The organism is Paenibacillus sp. FSL F4-0097 (assembly GCF_038593125.1).
Taxonomy (GTDB): Bacteria; Bacillota; Bacilli; order Paenibacillales; family Paenibacillaceae; genus Paenibacillus_AQ; species Paenibacillus_AQ odorifer.
Window position 1 is genome coordinate 6,395,292 of the sequence record NZ_CP151965.1, and the last position, 19,608, is coordinate 6,414,899.

15 protein-coding genes are annotated in these 19,608 nt (G+C 42.6%); 9 read left to right on the top strand and 6 right to left on the bottom strand.

Translation table 11 applies throughout. The features are described 5' to 3' along the window. Positions 1–7: 7 nt before the first annotated feature. Positions 8–1,360, top strand: coding sequence for an aminomethyl-transferring glycine dehydrogenase subunit GcvPA (gene gcvPA / locus MHH86_RS28805; RefSeq protein WP_076316175.1), 1,353 nt, complete (start codon positions 8–10; stop codon positions 1,358–1,360). Continuing rightward, positions 1,357–2,817 (top strand): aminomethyl-transferring glycine dehydrogenase subunit GcvPB, encoded by a 1,461-nt coding sequence (gcvPB, locus tag MHH86_RS28810; protein WP_076107087.1) that lies wholly within the window; start codon positions 1,357–1,359, stop codon positions 2,815–2,817. The genes gcvPA and gcvPB overlap by 4 nt, the downstream gene beginning before the upstream one ends. A gap of 118 nt (positions 2,818–2,935) precedes the next feature. Here gcvPB and MHH86_RS28815 read toward each other — a convergent pair whose 3' ends face one another. After that, positions 2,936–3,727 carry a helix-turn-helix transcriptional regulator gene (locus MHH86_RS28815; RefSeq protein ID WP_076316174.1) on the bottom strand — a complete coding sequence of 264 codons (792 nt, stop codon included), beginning with the start codon at positions 3,725–3,727 and terminating at the stop codon, positions 2,936–2,938. Between the two features lie 312 nt (positions 3,728–4,039). On the opposite strand from MHH86_RS28815, the gene MHH86_RS28820 reads away from it, so the two are divergent. From MHH86_RS28820 to MHH86_RS28850, 7 genes are all read left to right on the top strand, one after another. Then, positions 4,040–4,513: a hypothetical protein gene (locus MHH86_RS28820; RefSeq protein ID WP_051491031.1), complete on the top strand. Its 474-nt coding sequence runs from the start codon at positions 4,040–4,042 to the stop codon at positions 4,511–4,513. A 437-nt stretch (positions 4,514–4,950) separates the two neighbouring features. After that, a complete protein-coding gene (locus MHH86_RS28825; RefSeq protein WP_036678596.1) occupies positions 4,951–5,205 on the top strand; it encodes a hypothetical protein in 255 nt (84 codons plus the stop codon). Positions 5,206–5,217: 12 nt separating this feature from the next. Then, positions 5,218–5,466 carry a hypothetical protein gene (locus MHH86_RS28830; protein WP_036678593.1) on the top strand — a complete coding sequence of 83 codons (249 nt, stop codon included), beginning with the start codon at positions 5,218–5,220 and terminating at the stop codon, positions 5,464–5,466. 199 nt (positions 5,467–5,665) lie between these two features. Beyond that, positions 5,666–7,903 carry a peptidase domain-containing ABC transporter gene (locus MHH86_RS28835; RefSeq protein ID WP_244886399.1) on the top strand — a complete coding sequence of 746 codons (2,238 nt, stop codon included), beginning with the start codon at positions 5,666–5,668 and terminating at the stop codon, positions 7,901–7,903. Beyond that, the gene (locus tag MHH86_RS28840) at positions 7,900–9,558 is read left to right on the top strand and encodes an HlyD family efflux transporter periplasmic adaptor subunit (protein ID WP_038573521.1); all 1,659 of its coding nucleotides are present in this window, start codon (positions 7,900–7,902) and stop codon (positions 9,556–9,558) included. The genes MHH86_RS28835 and MHH86_RS28840 overlap by 4 nt, the downstream gene beginning before the upstream one ends. Before the next feature lie 16 nt (positions 9,559–9,574). Beyond that, positions 9,575–10,855, top strand: coding sequence for a hypothetical protein (locus MHH86_RS28845; RefSeq protein WP_076316173.1), 1,281 nt, complete (start codon positions 9,575–9,577; stop codon positions 10,853–10,855). A gap of 44 nt (positions 10,856–10,899) precedes the next feature. Then, entirely contained in the window at positions 10,900–12,087 is a 1,188-nt protein-coding gene (locus MHH86_RS28850; RefSeq protein ID WP_038573525.1) for a copper amine oxidase N-terminal domain-containing protein, read from the top strand. Between the two features lie 69 nt (positions 12,088–12,156). Here the strand turns inward: MHH86_RS28850 and MHH86_RS28855 are convergent, their stop codons facing one another. The 5 genes from MHH86_RS28855 to MHH86_RS28875 all read right to left on the bottom strand — a co-directional run bounded on the left by MHH86_RS28855 (position 12,157) and on the right by MHH86_RS28875 (position 19,591). Next, positions 12,157–15,165, bottom strand: coding sequence for an efflux RND transporter permease subunit (locus MHH86_RS28855; RefSeq protein ID WP_076316172.1), 3,009 nt, complete (start codon positions 15,163–15,165; stop codon positions 12,157–12,159). 277 nt (positions 15,166–15,442) lie between these two features. Next, complete coding sequence (locus MHH86_RS28860; protein WP_076316185.1) at positions 15,443–16,597, bottom strand: cation:proton antiporter; 1,155 nt, start codon at positions 16,595–16,597, stop codon at positions 15,443–15,445. A 222-nt stretch (positions 16,598–16,819) separates the two neighbouring features. Continuing rightward, positions 16,820–17,143, bottom strand: a complete 324-nt coding sequence (locus tag MHH86_RS28865) for an L-rhamnose mutarotase (protein ID WP_038573529.1) — start codon at positions 17,141–17,143, stop codon at positions 16,820–16,822. 122 nt (positions 17,144–17,265) lie between these two features. Next, a complete protein-coding gene (locus MHH86_RS28870; protein ID WP_076316171.1) occupies positions 17,266–18,426 on the bottom strand; it encodes an ABC transporter permease in 1,161 nt (386 codons plus the stop codon). Then, positions 18,419–19,591, bottom strand: coding sequence for an ABC transporter permease (locus tag MHH86_RS28875; RefSeq protein WP_051491030.1), 1,173 nt, complete (start codon positions 19,589–19,591; stop codon positions 18,419–18,421). The genes MHH86_RS28870 and MHH86_RS28875 overlap by 8 nt, the downstream gene beginning before the upstream one ends. Positions 19,592–19,608: the final 17 nt, after the last annotated feature.

Consider the following 19,608-nt stretch of genomic DNA (forward strand, 5'->3'; position numbering starts at 1 on the left):
AACCTTAATGAAGCACCGTTATCTGCCCATGACAGAACAGGACCGCGTAGAGATGATGGAGGCCGTCGGGATTCAGTCTATAGATGAGCTGTTCTCCGATATTCCTGAAGCGGTACGTTACCAAGGCACTATGCCGATGTCTGAACCACTCGATGAATACGCCCTGCTGCGCCACATGAAAGGTTTGGCTGACCAAAATGCCGACTTTGATTCTCACGCCAGCTTCCTCGGCGCCGGATTATACGATCATCACATCCCTGTGGTCATCAACCATGTCATTTCCCGTTCTGAATTCTACACTGCCTACACTCCTTATCAACCGGAGATCAGCCAAGGTGAGCTGCAAGCGATCTTCGAATTCCAATCCTACATTTGCGAACTAACCGGTATGAAAGTTGCCAATGCCAGTATGTATGATGGCGCTACAGCTTTATCCGAAGCAGCGGTTCTCGCAGCTGGTGCTACCAAACGCAAAAAATTAATCGTCTCCCGTACCGTTCATCCTGAGGCTCGACAAGTGCTATGTACTTCGGCTAATGCTTGGGGTCTGGAGGTGGTGGAGATTGACTATAAAGACGGTGTTACCGATCAAGCTAAACTCGCTGAAGCTATCGATGGAGATACTGCCGCAGTGCTTATTCAATCGCCTAACTTCTTCGGCAGCATCGAGGATCTTCGCTCGGTTGAGCCGCTGATTCACGCGGTTAAAGGTCTTCTTGTAGTCAGCGCGAACCCAATAGCTCTAGGTGTACTTGAAACTCCGGGCAAACTTGGAGCCGACATCGTAGTGGGTGATGCTCAGCCACTCGGTATTCCAGCTTCTCTCGGGGGTCCAACTTGCGGATTCTTTGCCGTAGCTGATCACCTGATGCGCCGCATGCCAGGCCGGATCGTTGGCCAAACGGTAGACCGTAACGGTAAACGTGGCTTCGTTCTTACACTTCAAGCGCGTGAGCAGCATATTCGTCGTGAAAAAGCGACATCGAATATCTGCTCCAATCAGGCGCTGCTGGCTCTCTGCGCATCCGTCTACTTGTCCGTTATGGGCAAAGAAGGCATGCGTGAAGTAGGCGAGCTAAATATTCGCAAAAGCCATTACGCTGCTAATAAACTCAGCGGACTAACAGGTGCTGAACTTGCCTTCTCCTCCCCATTCTTTAACGAATTTGTCGTGAAGCTTCCTGAAGGCAGCAGTGTGGCCTCTATTAATTCGAAGCTGCTGAAGGAAGGTTATCTTGGGGGTTATGATCTGGGTCGTGATTATCCTGAACTTGCTGGACATATGCTGGTTGCCGTAACGGAAAAAAGAAGCAAAACCGAAATCGACCAATTCGCTATCGCACTGGAGGGCTGTTTATGAAACCGGAGCAAAGTCTAATTTTTGAATTAAGCCGTCCTGGCCGTTCGGCCTATTCTTTGCCACTATGCGATGTGCCGCAGGAAGAAACCTTGGAGTCCCTGATTCCATCAGATTTACTCCGTAGCGAACCCGTCGTACTTCCAGAGGTATCTGAAGTAGACGTCATCCGCCACTACACTTCTCTTTCACGTCGCAACTTTGGTGTAGACAATGGCTTCTATCCACTCGGTTCATGCACGATGAAATACAATCCGAAGATTAACGAAGATGTTGCCCGCTTCTCCGGCTTCGCCAAAATTCATCCCTACCAACCGGAAGAGAGTATTCAAGGCGCACTGGAATTAATGTATACCCTACAAAATGATCTGTCCGCGCTGACGGGCATGGATGCAGTATCCTTACAGCCTGCCGCAGGTGCTCATGGTGAATGGACCGGCCTCATGATGATCCGCGCCTACCATGAAAGTCGCGGCGAGACGCGTACTAAGGTTATCGTGCCGGATTCCTCGCACGGAACCAATCCTGCTAGTGCCTCAGCAGCAGGACTTGAAACGATCACGATCCCTTCCACAGATAAAGGAATGGTCGATCTTGAAGCACTGAAGGCAGCCGTCGGTAGCGACACAGCCGCACTAATGCTAACTAACCCAAGCACACTGGGCTTGTTCGAAACCCAAATCGTCGAGATTGCTGAGATCGTGCATGAAGCAGGCGGCTTACTCTATTACGATGGAGCCAACTCCAATGCCATTATGGGCATTACCCGCCCTGGCGACATGGGCTTTGACGTTGTGCATCTGAACTTGCATAAGACAATGAGCACCCCACATGGCGGTGGTGGCCCTGGGGCCGGACCAGTCGGCGTAAAATCTATCCTCATTCCATTCTTGCCACAACCTACTGTGGTGAAGAATGAAGATAGCCGCTTCTCACTTAACTTCGGTGGTCCTGAATCCATTGGACGCGTGAAAGCTTTTTACGGAAACTTTGGTATTCTGGTTCGTGCCTATGCCTATATCCGCACCTATGGTCCAGACGGACTGCGTGAGGTATCCGAAAATGCCGTGTTGAATGCGAACTATATGATGCACCGTCTGGCACCGTATTTTGAAATCCCATATCCGGGTGTATGTAAGCATGAATTCGTGATGTCCGGCAAAAACCTCAAGCAATATGGCGTGCGCACCTTAGACGTTGCTAAACGATTGCTCGACTTCGGCTACCACCCGCCAACCGTGTACTTCCCTCTGACTGTTGAGGAATGCATGATGATCGAGCCGACGGAAACCGAAAGTAAAGAAACGCTCGACGGCTTCATCGATACGATGATTCAGATCGTGAAAGAAGCGCAGGAGACACCAGAAATTGTAATCAACGCACCGCATACCACAGAGATTAGCCGTTTGGATGAGACACAGGCTGCGCGTAAGCCAGTTTTGAATTGTTCTTGCGGTTAAGTACTTATCAAAAAAATGTTCTAGACAGATAAAAGCCATCCTCCGTTGTTGATTAATTTCGGAGGATGGCTTTTATATCTTATGTACAAACGAGTATTTTGATGTTTATCATCAAAATTTACAACTTAAGTATTTCTATCAATTCCCATCTCTCGCTGATATCCATCTTACTATAAATACTCTTAACGATATTCCGCACAGTCCCCTCTTTCACATTAAGGTCATTGGAAATTTGCAACGCACCTTTTCTTAGTGACCAGTGATACGCTACCTCCCTTTCTCTGGGCGATAATCGATACGAATCACACTTTTCCTGAAATCTGTACTCAATTAACTTTGGGCTTCGTTCCTTCAACTTCAGAACAATCTTTTCGGATAATTGTTTAATAAAGAGAATCGAAAAGCCAATTTGCCTCTCGGCTTCAAATGAAATGTCGATATATCCACATATACAACCATTTATCATTATAGGAGCGCATACACAATTCCACTCTTTAAATATTGACATACTATGCTCTTCTCCACGCACTACTGCAATTGATTTAACCTCCATCGCTAGTGAAACTGCATTTACTCCAGAGAATTGCTTCGAAAGGTTAGTTCCACTCCTAATTCCAAAATGATCTACTTTCTTCTGAAACGCTTCGAAAGGAGTAACAATATTAATAATATTGCCGGCTTGATCTGTTAAGAAAAAAACAAAGGGCAATATGAGAAATTCCGTTACTTTCGCCAATTCTGAATGTAGTACTTCAACCAATACCTCGTAGGGAACCAGCTCTTCTATAGAAAAGGATTTTTCTGTTTTGAGGTTACTCCAAGGTTGGCAAAATTCACACAAGGAATTATTAGATTTTTTATCTACATCATCTACCGTAAACCAAGCTCGTTCACATTCAAGAATATCCAAACAAACCATTCTCCCAACTTATGGTATTAATTAAACAGAGCATAACACTCCATTCAAAAGAAAACAATGACATAAGTCGTGAGGTTTGTGTTAGATCAAAAAGATAAAAAATTGTTAAATAAAGTGGATTTATTGTAAAAAAAATATATTTTAGCACAGATTAACTCAAAAGGGAATATGTACTGAGGGATATGTATCTTAATAGATATTCTAGTTACTATAAAGTTATTAATCCACTCATCAGGGAGTTTAACAATTACGATAGGTTTGTGAAAATTCACATAGTTATGATCTTTTTTAGGAGGTGCTGAATTGTTTGAAATTCAAAAAAATCAAGAAATTTTGCTTGAAAATGTCCTTTCCGTTAGAAAGAAGATGAATCAAGAAGAATTACAAATAGAAATAGCTCAAACTGCAAAAATAATAGAAAAATATCAAGCAGTGAAAGCAGGACCCCTTATTACGAGCACATTCTCGGCGGAGATTGTTAATGGGGAATATTTAATGGACATGGAGATTATGATTCCTCTCAATAAGCCTTTTCCATCAGATCAAACTTATAAACACAAAAAAATTTTCCACTTAGTTAATGCCCTATCCTGCAGATTCATGGGGAACCCTGTTGGAGTACAAAGTACATATGAATCTATTATAAAGTACATATCAGATAAGGGACTTCAACAAATCACAGCATTTTATAATGTGTACACTTCAGATAACTCTGAAGCTTCCTTAGAAAAAATGATTATTGACATTTATGTAGGTGTAAATCCATCTATTTTATAAAAATGAGGAGCCGGCTATGAAAAAAAAAATAGTGATTTTCTGTTTTAGTATCACATTAATTTTCACTATCTTGAGTTTTATTTATTATATCGATACCTTTCAAGATACTACAATTACTGTATTAGGAACTCTTTTGATTTTGAATCTATTTATCATCAGTGAATGGAATAAGCTTAGACTGGGAAATCAAAATATTAAGCTTTGGAAGGTGTATTTTTCAGTTATTTGCTCAGGAATTATATTGATAGCCAAAATGAATAGGATTACTAATGGTCCCATATGGATACCCTTTTGTTTCACAGGATTTATCGCTCTCATATTAATTGGATTGAATTTTCTAGCCAAACACGAAAAATGAATATGGAATTAAATCAGGGATTTTCATTTGATCATTCACTCCCGATTTAATATAAATCATGATTAAAGGAGGTGACATAATGGAACTCAGTTTTAATCATAGTACGTTTGAAGAACTTGATTTATCTTCGTTGATGGATCTTAATGGTGGTGGCTGGTTAACTAAAGCAGTCGGCGTAGCCTCTTCAGTAGTGGGCGTTGGGGTTGCTGCTGCTGGAGTACCAGCAATCGCTAGTAGCTGCGCAATCTTAGGAGCAATTGCCACAGTACCAGCTCTTCCTGCATTAGGTTTAGCTGCTGCAGTAGCAGGCGTAGGAGTCGCAATATTTGGATAAGGGGGGATTGAATTGGAAATTTCAAGTAGTGGTTTTGAATTATTAAAAGGATCTGAATTGTACGATATTCAGGGCGGTGCTCTTTGGGGACAAATTGCAACTGGTATAGGTGGAGTTATTGCTGGAGCCACTTTAATAGCAGTTGCGGCAACAGCACCAGTTAGTCTTCCAGTAGTAGCAGCATGCGCCTTTGGCTATACTGCCTTAACTACATCTAGTATCATTGTAATTTCCGCAGGAATTGCTAATAAAAATATATAAAACACTTTCCTGAATATTTAGTAGCTCCAAGAGAATAAATATCATTCACTTGGAGCTTATTATGATTTCTATTAGGTCAGAGAAGCAATCTTCTAGTGAGGCTTATTTACAAAAAGATTTTGTTTCAGTTACGAAATCATTCTCTACATGGATAAGATATTGTTGATCCCAATGAATATGTACAAATCACTAATAGTAGGTGGGGTTTATTCTGTTTAAGAAATACTATTGTATTAAACAGCTTGATATTAAAGACTGCGGTGCAGCCTGTCTAGCAACTATCTCCAAACAATACGGTCTCAAATATCCAATCACTAAAATTCGTGAAGTAGCCGGAACTGATAAAATGGGAACCAATATATATGGACTCATAAAAGCAGCAGAAAAACTTGGGTTTACAGCAAAAGGAGTCAAGGGAAGCCATGAAGCCTTCTTCGAAAACTTCCCACTTCCCGCTATTGCCCATGTCATTATAGATCAGACATTATTACACTATGTTGTAATCCACAAAATATCAAATAAGGAAATAATTGTTGCGGATCCAGTCCAAGGCATAGTTAAATATACACCGGAAGATTTCTTCCAAATCTGGACAAGTGTCCTTATCTTAATGGTACCCACTCCTCAATTCAAAAAAGGGGACCAAACAAAAGGTCTATTTGCTCGTTTCTTTGGATTGCTGATTCCTCAAAAAAGAATGCTAGGAGGAATTTTTCTAACATCTATACTCTACACTATCTTAGGTATACTTGCTGCATTCTATTTCCAATTTCTTTTAGACGAAATTCTACCCTTTGGATTAAAAAAGACACTTAACATAATATCTGTTGGAGTCATCATTCTCTACATATTTCAAATATTATTAAATGCCTTTCGTAGCCATATCTTACTGACGTTGAGCCAAAAACTCGATATTTCACTCATACTTGGCTATTACCACCATGTGTTAAAGCTCCCAATGAATTTTTTTGGTACACGTAAGACAGGAGAAATAATATCAAGGCTTATGGATGCTTCGAAAGTACGAGATGCCATTTCCAGCGCAACACTAACCATCATGATCGATATTATCATGGTTATTGCCGGTGGAATTATTCTATATTCGCAAAGTGCTCTTTTATTCGGAATTACTATACTTATGGTGCCAATGTATCTGGTATTGGTTTGGAGCTTCCACAAACCATTTGACCGTTTAAACCGCGAACAGATGGAAAAAAATGCTCAGCTCACCTCCTATATTGTTGAATCAATAGATGGTATCGAGACAGTTAAAGCCTATCATGCAGAATCGAAAGTGGGCTATGAAACTGAACAGAAGTTCATCTCATTTCTGAGATCTGTCTTCAGTTTTGGTCTTTTCAATAACATTCAAGCCTCCCTCAAGAGTTTTGTACAACTCGTTGGAGGAGTAGCCATACTGTGGGTCGGAGCAAGACAAGTGATAAAAGGCAATATGACAATGGGCCAATTGATTACCTATAACTCGTTATTGGCTTACTTCCTGCAACCCATCCAGAACTTAATCAACCTCCAGCCCACTTTGCAAACGGCCATTGTCGCTGCTGACCGATTAGGAGAAATTCTTGATTTGGAAGCGGAGAAGCATAATGATGAGGACAAGAAGATTCAACCTGCTTCATTAAAAGGTGATATTAAATTTGATCGTGTCAGCTTCAGATACGGTACACGTTCCCTTGTACTTCATGATATCGATTTGACACTTAGACAGGGTGAGAAAATTGCCTTTGTCGGTGAGAGCGGCTCGGGTAAAACCACACTAATCAAATTAATTATGCAATTTTACCAACACGAAGAAGGCGATATCTTAATTAACAACTACAACATTAAAGATATTCATTTAGATAGCTTAAGACAGCGGATCGCATATATCTCACAGGATACTTTCTTTTTTAGCGGAACAATTCGGGAAAATCTATGTCTGGGTGTCGATCAGGATATGGATTTGGAACTGATTGTTACCGCCTGCCAAACCGCACAGGCTCACGAATTCATCAATCAGCTTCCACTCCGCTACAACACTTTGTTAGAAGAGAATGCGACCAATATTTCCGGAGGACAGAAGCAGCGACTGGCTATCGCCAGAGCGGTGCTCAAACAGCCGGATATTCTTATTATGGATGAAGCCACTAGTAACCTGGATTCTACAACGGAGAAGGCAGTATCGGAGACGATCAATGCTTTTGAAGACATGACTACGATTATTATCGCTCACCGTTTGAGTACAATCATGCGTTGTGACCGAATTTATGTCATGGATCAGGGGCGGATTATTGAGTGTGGGACACATCAGGAGCTTCTAGATTACCGTGGAAAGTACTACGGCTTGTGGAAAGATCAACTCCCCGGGGTTGAACAAAAACAAGATCACACCATTCAATATGCTGCTGCAGGAGTAGGCGAGGTGTCTCTCGTATGAGCGCACAAATACATAACTTATCAGAAATGACCGATAGCAGAGAAATCATGGAATCCAAGACCAGTCCTGTGATTTCTATTTTCATACTTATCTTATTTATTCTATTGGGGTCTGCGTTGGTCTGGTCCTATTTTGGCCAGATCGATGAAGTCGCCAAAGCCTCTGCTGTAGTTAGGCCCAATGAAAAAGTCAGTACCATTCAGACTTCATCTGTGGGAAAAGTGGAACAGGTATATATCCATGAAGGGATGCAAATTAAGCAGGGCGAGCAGTTAATTTCCTTTGAGCATAAAGAACTCGATATAGAATTATCCAATCGTAACTCCGAAATCAATAAGCTCACTAAGAAACTGCACTATCTCGAGCTTTATAAACAAAGCATTAGCAATTTAAACAATCAATTTTCTTCTGAACATGCAGACGAAGTTTACTATTATGACATGGTAGAACAATTTCTCCTTGAATACAGCCAGCAGCAGCAGACCTATCAAGGAACCCAGGATCAGCTTACAGCTGCCATTCACGAGAATATAGGTTTGCAAGAATCTTCTGCCTTTAGTGCCGAATCCAGTTTGGATAAATCTCTTCAAAATAAAATTGAACTGGAACGAAAAAAGAAACTGCTGAATGTTGAAATTACAAACGAGAAATTGCTTGTGCAATCCATCAAAGAGAATCAAAATCTGCTTCCATCTACAGATACCAAACGGACGGAACAATATAATACATACCAAATTAAATATGTGCAACTATCTAAACAATCTGCTGAGAAAAAAGAAATCTACAACCGTTCGCTCAGCTTGGGGGACCGCCTTGTGCCTCAATCTCAGATTACAGATGAACAGCATCTATATGAAAGTTCATATTTGCAAATCAACCAATTCCAAACCGAAGCCGTGCTCAGCGCAGAAAGCAATATCACCAATTACAATCAACAATTAGTTGAGATAGAGGTCAGCCTCGATTTGCTAATAAATGGGCACGATCCCTCAGTTTCAGAACGAAAAACTTTAGAAATGCAAAAGAAACAGCTGGCTGAGCAGCAAAATGATCTACTGAATCAAGAGAAACTTAACCGGTCAACCGAAAAAACCTCATTGGAAAAGTTGAAACTTGACCGTATTGTACAGATTCATTCAGCAATAGAAGAAAATAAAAGAACCTTAATTACGCTGCAAGAGGCTATTAAGCAACTTGAGCTTGAACGAAACAAAAGACTGCTCATAGCACCAATTTCTGGGACCATTAATATTTTAAAAGAAACCAACATCGGGGACATGGTACAATCCGGCGAAGCCTTGATCTCCATTATTCCTAGCAACGAGTCAAAATATAAAATGAGCATCGCCGTACCTAACGCAGAAGCAGGAAAAATAGCGATTGGCAATAAAGTTGATTTCAGCTTTTCAGCCTTCCCTAAACAAAGTTTCGGTTCCCAAAAAGGTACGATTACATCTATCAGCACAGATTCAATTGTTCAGCAAGACGGTCTAAGCTACTATTTGGTGGAAGCAACGATATCCAATGACCCACTTGTTAATCGCAGAGGTGAACGTGGAGAGCTTCGTGTAGGGATGATAGCGCAAGCCTCTGTTATTACCGACTCCAAGAAGATCATTGATTTTGTTCTTGAAAAAATCAACTTAAAGGAATAGTGAGGTTGCCAGCTAAATGTTAAAGAAAACAGCTCTCTTGATACTTTCCTTCTTATTACTTCTATTGCCGCATTCCATTACAGCTCATGCTGATACGCAGGTATCTAGTGCAACAAAATTGCTTTCCATGGAAGAAACAATCCAGCTAGCATTAACTAACTATGTAGATATCAAGCTCTCACAATGGAATATTGCAGAAACGGATTCCAAATTCTCGTATGTATCATCTGAAAAGAAAAAGCTGGAACAAAAAAATGTAGTCATAACTAGCGGACTGCTGCCAGTAAATCCTGATATTTTTATCAGTAGTATTCCTGGTTACTCTGATTTAAGTAAAGAAGAACAGGCAGGGGTTAATCAATCCATTCTCATTCAAATTATGATTAACACATCTCTGAATCAATGGGTTAGCGCTCAGACTGAAAGCCAAAACAGTTACAATACAGAGACTAAAACAGCGCAGCTCAAGGAATTTCGTGACCAGTTGCGCACATTAGAAACAGATAAAGTAATTAATCAGTTACGACTTCAAAAAACAGAAGCCCTCATCCGCTACTACGCTGTGCAGAAATATTATCAACTCTCTTCTCTAAAAAAAACGATTGAGTATGACAAACAAGAAAGCCAATATTGGTTTCAACATTCTGTGGATACCTTACGATCATACGAGCATGGTCTACTGTCTAAGAGAAGTTTGGACGATTTTAATCGTAAAAATGCGGAACGAAAATCTGCTTTTGAACGTAACCTTAGGAGTTATGAAGCTCAGCTAGAACAATTTAAGCTTGAGTTAGGATTATCATCCTATTCAGAAGTCCTGCTGGATGATGTCATCTCCAGTGCACCAGAGCCTGTGAATTGGAACACTGTAGTCAGCCTCTCTAGCAATTATGATTTACGCGAGGAAGATGCACGAATCACACTCGCCAAAGATAATCTTGACGCAGCTAAAGCTTCCGATGCTGAACTCATCACTTATTATTCAGTCCTATGGTCTAGCCAGATTGCACACAAAAATATAGTACAACAACAACTCGAAGAAAAACTGGCTAGTTATAAGCCGGAAGCAAATGAAATTGATTTTGAATATTCAGAACTAAAAGAGCAGCAATTGGAACTCGTACGCGTCTCCCAGGATAATGATACTCTCCTAAATAGCGGGTTAATCTCAGCGGCTCAGGCAGATCAGGACAAGCTGGATTTACTAAACTTAAATCGGCAATTCGATAAGCAAAAAGTAAAGTACGCTTTATTCCAAGCAAAGGTTACTCTGGCTCTTAGTGGAGTTATCCTCTAATAACCATTAATTTATCATTCATAACCCAAAGGAGAAATCACAAGATGAAAACCATATCCAGCATAATCGCAGCAACTCTTCTTTCTACCGCTATCGCATGGCCTGTCCATGCCGCAGAGAAGCCAATCTCCATTCAGATCAATCAGCAACAGCTCGCACTGAAGGGACAGGCTCCCTTCAATGATAATGGTACAATTGTCGTTCCTTTTCGCCCGGTTTTTGAAAAACTAGGACTTTCAATCGATTGGAATCAAACCACAGGTACCATAACGGGTACTAAGGAAGGGCTTACGATTACACTGCAACTAGGCAGCAAGCAGGCCAGCGTCAATGGTGTAATAACCCAACTTTCTGTTGCCCCTAAGCTCATCAATAATTCCACTTACATTCCGCTGCGCTTCGTTGGGGAGGCTACAGGTAATGAAGTCTCCTGGAATGCACACTCGAAGACAGTAACCATTACAGGCAAGACTAACCAGGTAAACCCGCAGGAAATCAATGCTTTTTTTGAAAAATACGTAACCTATACCAACAATGAGAATTATGAAGGGTTCATGAGCCTAATCGATAGCAAGTCTCCTCTTGTGGTCATCGGGCCACAGATTAAGAGCCAAATGGAACAATACGATTCGACCACTTCACTTGATCAATTAGAGGTTATCAGCCTTCAACCCACAGAGGCTACGGTTCACGCCGTTGAAACGACTACACACCTCAGCGGTCCATTCACCTTAGACAATACCTCTGAATATATTTATAGCTTAACGCGTACTGCCAGCACTGAAGACTGGAAAATCAACAACCTGCAGATTAAAGGCGTACAATATATACTCCCAGATAAACTGCTGAACGCTAAGCCAGCTGTGACGAAGTCGGATGAAACGGATATATTAGCTGTGCTTAAGAGCAACTTGGACTATACCAATGCAGAGAATATTCAAGGTGTGCTATCTACTATTGATCCTGAGTCCCCTGCTCTCGAACAAACCAAACAGCTCTTCAGCCAAATTTTCACAGTCTATGATCTAAAGTTCACTCTGGAATCTGCCAAAATCATTCATTATACCCAGGATACCACAGCCGTATATATGGTTCAGACGAGCATCAAGCTTAAGGGTCCTGAGTTTCAGGATAACCGCTCCACCTCTGTCACAACGCTGAAGAAATCCAAAGCAGGCAAATGGATGCTGGATCAGACCTATCCGATTAGTGTAGACAAGTTAACTCCATAATTATAAGGATTTGTAACAAAACATAAAAACGGCAAGCCCCATTAACCCGGAGGCTTGCCGTTTGCCTATTTAAAGCGCTGGAGCATTAGTTTTTTCTGCTCCTTTACGCTCTTTTGCCGATTTACGGAAGTAGAACAACTCGTAAATCGCCGGCACTACAATCAGCGTAAGCAGTGTTGCTGCGGTTAAGCCGCCAATGACCACAATCGCCAAGCTTTGCGAGACGATGCTGCCCATCTCGGCATGGCCGAACAGCAGCGGTGTCATGGCGCAAATGGTGGCAATCGCCGTCATGAGAATCGGACGCATCCGTGTTCCGGCAGCTTCTAGAATAGCCTCGTGAATACTCATATTGGCTTCATTTTGCTTAATCCGGTCAATGAGCACAATGGCATTCGTAACAACAATACCTATTAACATCAACGCCCCGAACAGAGCAGTGAAGTCAGGCGTTACACCGGACACGATAAGTCCAACAATTGCACCAATCGCCGCTAGTGGCAAGGAGAACATAATCGCCAGTGGAGCCCGAAGGGTTTTAAAGGTGAGTACCATGATCAGATACACCAACCCGATGGAGATTAATGCCGTCATACCCAGGTCGTTGAAATCCTCTGACTGATCAACTGACGCTCCGCCTGCAAATAAGGTCACGCCTTTCGGAAGTGTAAGACTATCGGTTTCTTTTTTAATATTCGCACCGATCTCAGATACCTTCTTCGGATCAACCTCTGCTGTAATTCGTACATACGGCTTCCCATCTTTATGGAACAACATTGCAGGCTCATTCCGAACCTCATAAGTTGCGAGCTGAGACAGTGGCTTCGGCCCCTCAGCCGTCATGAGCGTCAGTGCTTTTAAATCCTGCTCCGTTTGCGGCTGAACCATAGGATCTAATACTACACCTGCTGCGTCACCATCGAGCTCAATTTGCCCCATTGGAATCGGATTAAGCATCGCTGATAACTGCATTGAAATCTCTTGCGCATTACTTTGCGCCGGATCTACCTTAAAGGAAAATACAGGTTTGGTATCCTCCATATTACTACTGACTTTTTGAATCCCCTCTACGGTCTTCAGCTTAGCGGTAACATCTGTTGCTACAGTAGTAATATCCGCAAGGTTATCTCCGACAATATCAATATATTCGCTGGTAGAGCTGGATCCCATCATGCTCATTTGATTGGCAACAAGCGTTGCTCCAGTGTATGAATCTTTTACCTCACGAACATGATCAATAAAAGCCTGAGCATCTGCACCTTTTTTCATAACAACGGTATAGTCCACTAAGGTTTCAGAGGTAACATTCCCCCACTTAGCGGCGTCCGCACTATTCCCTGATTGCATGATTACCGTTTCTGCTTGTGGCTGCTTCATCAAATCTTGTTCTAACTGCTTTCCCTTTTCCAAAATATCTTTGACAGGAACATCCTTCGGATAATTCATCTGAACAGAAACATAGCTGGCATCTGAAGCATCGAGTGCCCCTTTTGGCATAGTCACATAAGCAGCAATGGAGCCAATCAGAAGCAGGAGACCCAACGATAAGCTAACCCATTTACGGCGAAGATTCCAGTCCAGAAAGCGGATAAACCATTTAGAAGGTTCATGTTCTTTCATTGATGTCCTTCTCAGCAGCCATGAGCTTAAAAGAGGAACAACCGTCAAAGCTACTACGAGTGAAGTAAGCAATGAATAGGTCACTGTTAAAGCAAACGGCAGTAAGAAAGCTTGCAAACTACCACGTAAGAGACCCATCGGCAGAAATACTGCTACCGTAGCGATGGTTGATGAGGTAATCGCTCTAGCCACTTCCCCAGTTGCGCTAATAATCATTTCACGAGAAAGGGGTTCTTTTTGCAGCCTACGGTAAATGTTCTCAATCACCACGATACTATCATCGACCAAGCGGCCTACCGCAACCGCGACTCCCCCGAGTGTAATGATATTTAAGCTTATGCCGGAAATGTTCAGCAGATATAAGGTGACCGCTAACGAAAGCGGAATGGATACTGCCGTTATCAGAGTAGCCCGCAGGTTACGCAGGAACAACAGAATCACGATCGTCGCAAATAATGCACCTAGCAATACCTCACGCATCATACTATTCACCGAGGTAACTACCATATCCGATGTACTGAACACCACTGCTGCTTCTGCATTAGGAATAGTTTTATTAATATGATCTACTGCAGCCTGAATGTTATCTCCGACACTGACTGCATTCGCATTAGCCTCTTTGGTCACTATGGCGAATAGAACGTCTTTCCCGTTCGAACGGCTGACACTTTCCTGATCCTGCTTCAATTCGACAGCAGCGATATCCTGCAGCTTAACGCCCGCAGATACAGGAAGCTTTTTTAAAGTATCCATACTATCTATCGTAGAAACTACGTTAACATTACCGGTTTGCCCACCAATCGTTTGCTCCCCAAGGGATGCCGAAACATTACGTCCTTGAAGTAAACCTAATACTTGTGGAGTCGTGACTCCCATCTCAGCCATTAATTTTGGGTCCAGCTTAACACTGACCTGCGGAGTTACCTTACCATATAAAGCAACGTTCGCTACCCCTTCAGCTTTTTGCATCTCTGGAATGATAGTTTCTTCCGCAAGCTTAAGATTCTCTTTAGTCAGGCCTTCTTCAAAAGCAAGGGTAACCTGGGATACAGGAATCATGGAGGTATTCAACTGAAGTACAAAAGGAGCCATTACCCCTTCCGGGAACTTCAATGAATCGACGACCTTCTGGACCTCCTGCGCAGCATCCTTCATATTCGTTTTCGAATCATAAAAAATATTCACCTGCGCATATCCGTCTCCGGAAGTGGACAGTATTTCCTTCTTCCCTTTCACAAAAGCTGCTCCAGCTTCTATCGGCTTCGTTACATTAGTCTCCATAGCATGTGTATCCTGGCCAGGACCCAGCACAGTTACAGTCACTTGAGGATTATCCGCCTCTGGCATAAATTCCATCGGTAACGAAGTGTAGCTCATCCCTCCCACCACAAGAGCCATGACTACTAAAAGCCCCACCGCAGCCTTGTTACCGAACGACCATTTTGTTAACCATTTCATTTTCTTTTTCCCCTTCCACTCCACATGATTTCTGGCACTCCCCTTATGTCTGTTTGATTATGTATTAATTTCCATCCCGAGATTTAGTTTAGTCATTTTTGGCTGAAGTCAAAACAGCCCTACGGCTGGTTTCGTACTCAGTCTTAAGACGGGGAACTTTCCCCTTCTGCAGACAGATCCCCGTACTTTTTCTTGATGATGGCAACTGGAACGTGAGCATAAAAAAAGAGCCCCGTTAGCCATATAAATGGCCAACAAGACTCCCTTTTGTTATGGTTTATTTCCCTTCCGCATGTACTGGATCACGGAACATAAATTTCAATAGTGGCGGCGTTACAAGTGTAGTTACAATGACAACAATAATGACCGAAGTAAAATACTGTTGCTGTAACAAGCCGCTTTGCAGCCCTGTGGCGGCAATGATCAACGCAACTTCCCCCCGTGAAATCATCCCTGACCCAATAATGGCAGACGAGTGGTTATCAAAGCCTGTAAGACGCGCGCCCAGACCGCCACCAAACAGCTTGGTCAGAATGGCAACCACCGTAAGCAAGATCACGAAGCCTATTTGACTGCCTACCCCTTCAAAGGAAACACTAAGTCCGATACTTACAAAAAAGACTGGCACAAAAATCGAATAAGCAATCGGCTCGAGCTTGGATTCTACCGTGTGCTTAAAGGAAGTTTGCGAGATAGCAATCCCAGCCGCAAAGGCACCAATGATTCCTGCCATCCCCATGATTTCAGCAAAATAGGCGAATGCGAAACAAATCATTAACGCTGCTGAGATAACTGCCTCTGTCACCTTCAGCGGAGCCATCCATTTCATGACCCGAGGAACAATAAACCAGCCGGCAACAATCGCTACGGCAAAGAACAACACCTTTTTCCCAATTAGAAGACCAATAGAAACGTCTGCCCCTGTACCGAAAAAGCTCATCAGAACAGCGAGCAAAATAACAACCAGAATATCATCCACTACAGCAGCCCCCAGAATTGTAGAGCCTTCACGTGTGTTCAGCTTATTCATATCTTTTAACACCTGCACCGATATGCTGACCGATGTTGCACTAAGAATAACGCCCATAAACAATGCATTATGATAAGCAAAACCAAACATTTCTCCTAAGGCGAACCCACCCAAAAAGGGTAATATAATTCCACCGACGGCTACTGCAAAAGCTGATTTCCAGTTCTTGCGCAATTGATCCAGGTCCGTCTCAAGCCCTGCTATGAACATTAACAGTAGAACACCGATCTCAGAGATATAATGAATAAACTCTCCATCCTGAACCCAGCCCAGTACCGCAGGCCCCAGTATGATTCCCACAATAAGCTTGCCTAGCACAGCTGGTTGCCCAAGCCGCACAGATAGATCACCAGCTACTTTGGTGAACAATATGATCAGCATAAGATATAAAACAAACTCCATCTTTCTATCCACTCCCTTGTTGTATATAAGAACTGCCAACCAGGAGCTTCTCCAAGCCAAAAAAAGACAAAGAGGAGCCCTTGTTGACAGGCTCCTCCAAAAAACAAATAATTATTCAATTTAACTTTATAAATTATATTATACCTATATTTAAAATAACTGTAAACCAGATGCGCCGATAATATAATTATGCACATTTGATTTGTTCTAGAATGCAATTACTTATTTCAGATAGAACACTTCACGTAAGGGCTGCATAGGCACCTCATCATTGAAATCAAATGACCCTTCAACCATCTTAGAGGTAATCGCATTCCAGCGGTTGCAGGCATCACTTTTGGCAATGTAATCAAAAGCCGCCTTACTATCCTCACACTCATAACAGTAAAAAAATTGATTGCCATTCTGAAAGATGGAATAGTTAGAAATACCAGCCTTACTGTGCTCCTCCAAAATTTCTGGCCAAGGATTTAAATGCATAGCTACATACTCCTCTAAACATTCTTCCTTCACCCGCCATGTCCAAGCCAATTTATTGCTGCTCATCTGCTCATCCTCCTAGAAATCCCCTCTTTTGCACATATTAAGAACTAGGGACATTTGATACCTATTATTGTACCTGAATAGAGTAGTCCAAGCTATGCATATCTATATTCTCTGGAAATTTCTTAAGCGTTAATTCCGGCTTCACTCGGGCGAAGAATAGCAGAACCAATCGCCAGCAGCACGGCGGCCATAAGGCCCAAGATGGCAAAGGGCAGCCATAATTCATTCCAGCCCCCACCTGTAGCAGCGATATCGATCGCTTGGATCGCCCATTTTTGCGGTACAAAATTAGCTGCCTTCTGCATATAGTCCGGCATAATGGATAACGGCCAGAAGCAGCCTCCAAGCATACAGGTCGGGGTCAGGATCAGCGAATTAAGCATGCCCGTATTATTAGGATTGCGAATCAGACCTGCTACCGTACTGGCTAAACCCATGGAAACTAGCATAAATGCTGCAAGAACCAAGAAATACAAGTAGAGCGGTAATCCAAAGTCAAACTGCAGTACATAACGGCCCAAGGCAAGTACTACAACGATTTGAATTAACCCAACGATGAAGCTTCCCAGAAAATTACCGAGGGCAATCTCATACGAACGAACCGGGGCACTGAACATACGTTTCATCGTTCGTTCTCTTCGATCATCCATAATAAGTGACACTGAACTTGTAACCAGCCCCATTAAGAACATCAAAGTAAATCCTGTGACGATGCTTAAGCCCTCTTTTGGATATAAATCATAATCTGTTCTTATACTGCCTACACTATGTTGCTCTGCTCTCTGCATTACGGCAGCAAACTGTGAGTCCGAGCCAGTAGCCTCAGCCCGAGCTGCTCCAATTAGTCCAGCAGTGTTTCGCATTTCATCAGCAATTACACTGATTTTCATTTTTACCATAATTGATGTTTCGGTAGCCTTAAGCTCATACACACTAATTTGCGGCTCTTCTCCAGCAAGCAGTGCGGAGGTGAAGTTTTGCGGTATCAAAACACCGGCTTCTCCGTTCTGATCGATAATACTCTCCCTCAAATTATCCTCATCTGTCTTCTCCACAAGCTTATAATCACCGGTATTCTCCAGCTCGGTAAGCAAATGTTTACCTGCTGCACCATCATCCATATTCGAATATAAAATAGCAGCCGGTCTTTCACCCATACTTCCACTAATTGCTACTATCACCGACACGACAATACAGGGCAGAAGAATATACGTAAGCAGCCCATTCCGAGAACCGATCGTTCTTTTCACCATATTCCAAGCAATCGTTAAGATCTTATCCATGGTAACCTACCTTCCGGTACGAGATAACCGCTCCACTGAATAGAACTAGACAGATGATCGACATGACCAGCAGATTCGGCAAAATCTCTGAGACCTCTGCATGCAGCATCATTTTTAGAACAGCTTGTAGCACCCAGTGATTCAGGGTAAATGCCCCGACGGAGTTCACCCATGATTCCGGAAGTGGAGCCATCCCTCCACTAATAAAGGTCATGACCACAGTGATAACATTAATAATACTTCCTGCACTTGCTTTAGTTTTGCTAAACATTGAAATGACAATCGATAACGTCATGGAAGCAATGATCATTAAGAGACAGAAGAGCAGCAGCAAGCCCGGACGATTGCCCCAATTTACGCCAAACAACAAGTGAGTCAGGATAATAATCGCTGCACACTGCACTACACTTACAACCCCTACACCTAACATTTTACCAATAAACAGCTCAGAACCTTTTACCGGCATTGAAGTTATTCGGAAGAGGGTATGATTTTCTTTTTCATTAAAAAGAGAGGTACTGACGGTCAAACCGCTATATAGCAGAAACATCAGCATCATGGATACCGCATAGAATTGGGAGGCTGTATAGGATCGGCCACCTTCACTGAGCGCCCCAACCTTAACAGAAGGCTGCTCCCCCGAACTTGGTGCAGTAACGGTCAAAGCTTCTGGACCCAGCGTCATAGCTACGGACTGCTTATAGTTAATATTGTTCAAAAAGTTATCGAATACCGTCCCCGCAACCATATTATCTGTCCGATCTTTACCCAGAATAAACTCTAGCTGTGCAGTATCACCGCTTTGTACTTTTTTATCGAAGCCTGGAGGAACAATAACCGCATAACCATATTTTCCGGTACGCAAGCCGCTTTCCGCTGTCTCTCGGCTCCCTACTTTGACCGGAATGATGATATCCTTAAGCTCCGGCGTCTTCAAAAAGCTGTCTATCATCGCCGAGCTTTCATATCCTTCTCCAGAAAGATTAACTATACCAACACGTACTGGATCAATCTCAGACGCTGCCTTATCACCGATTACACTGGAAAGGGAGGCACCCAGCAGAAAGATCAAAAGCAGCGGTAGCAGAAACATATTAATGATGATTGAGCGTGAAATAAACAGCCTGCGAAGCTCATAAATCATAATTGTCCAAATATTTCTCAAAGCGTTCTCTCCCTCCT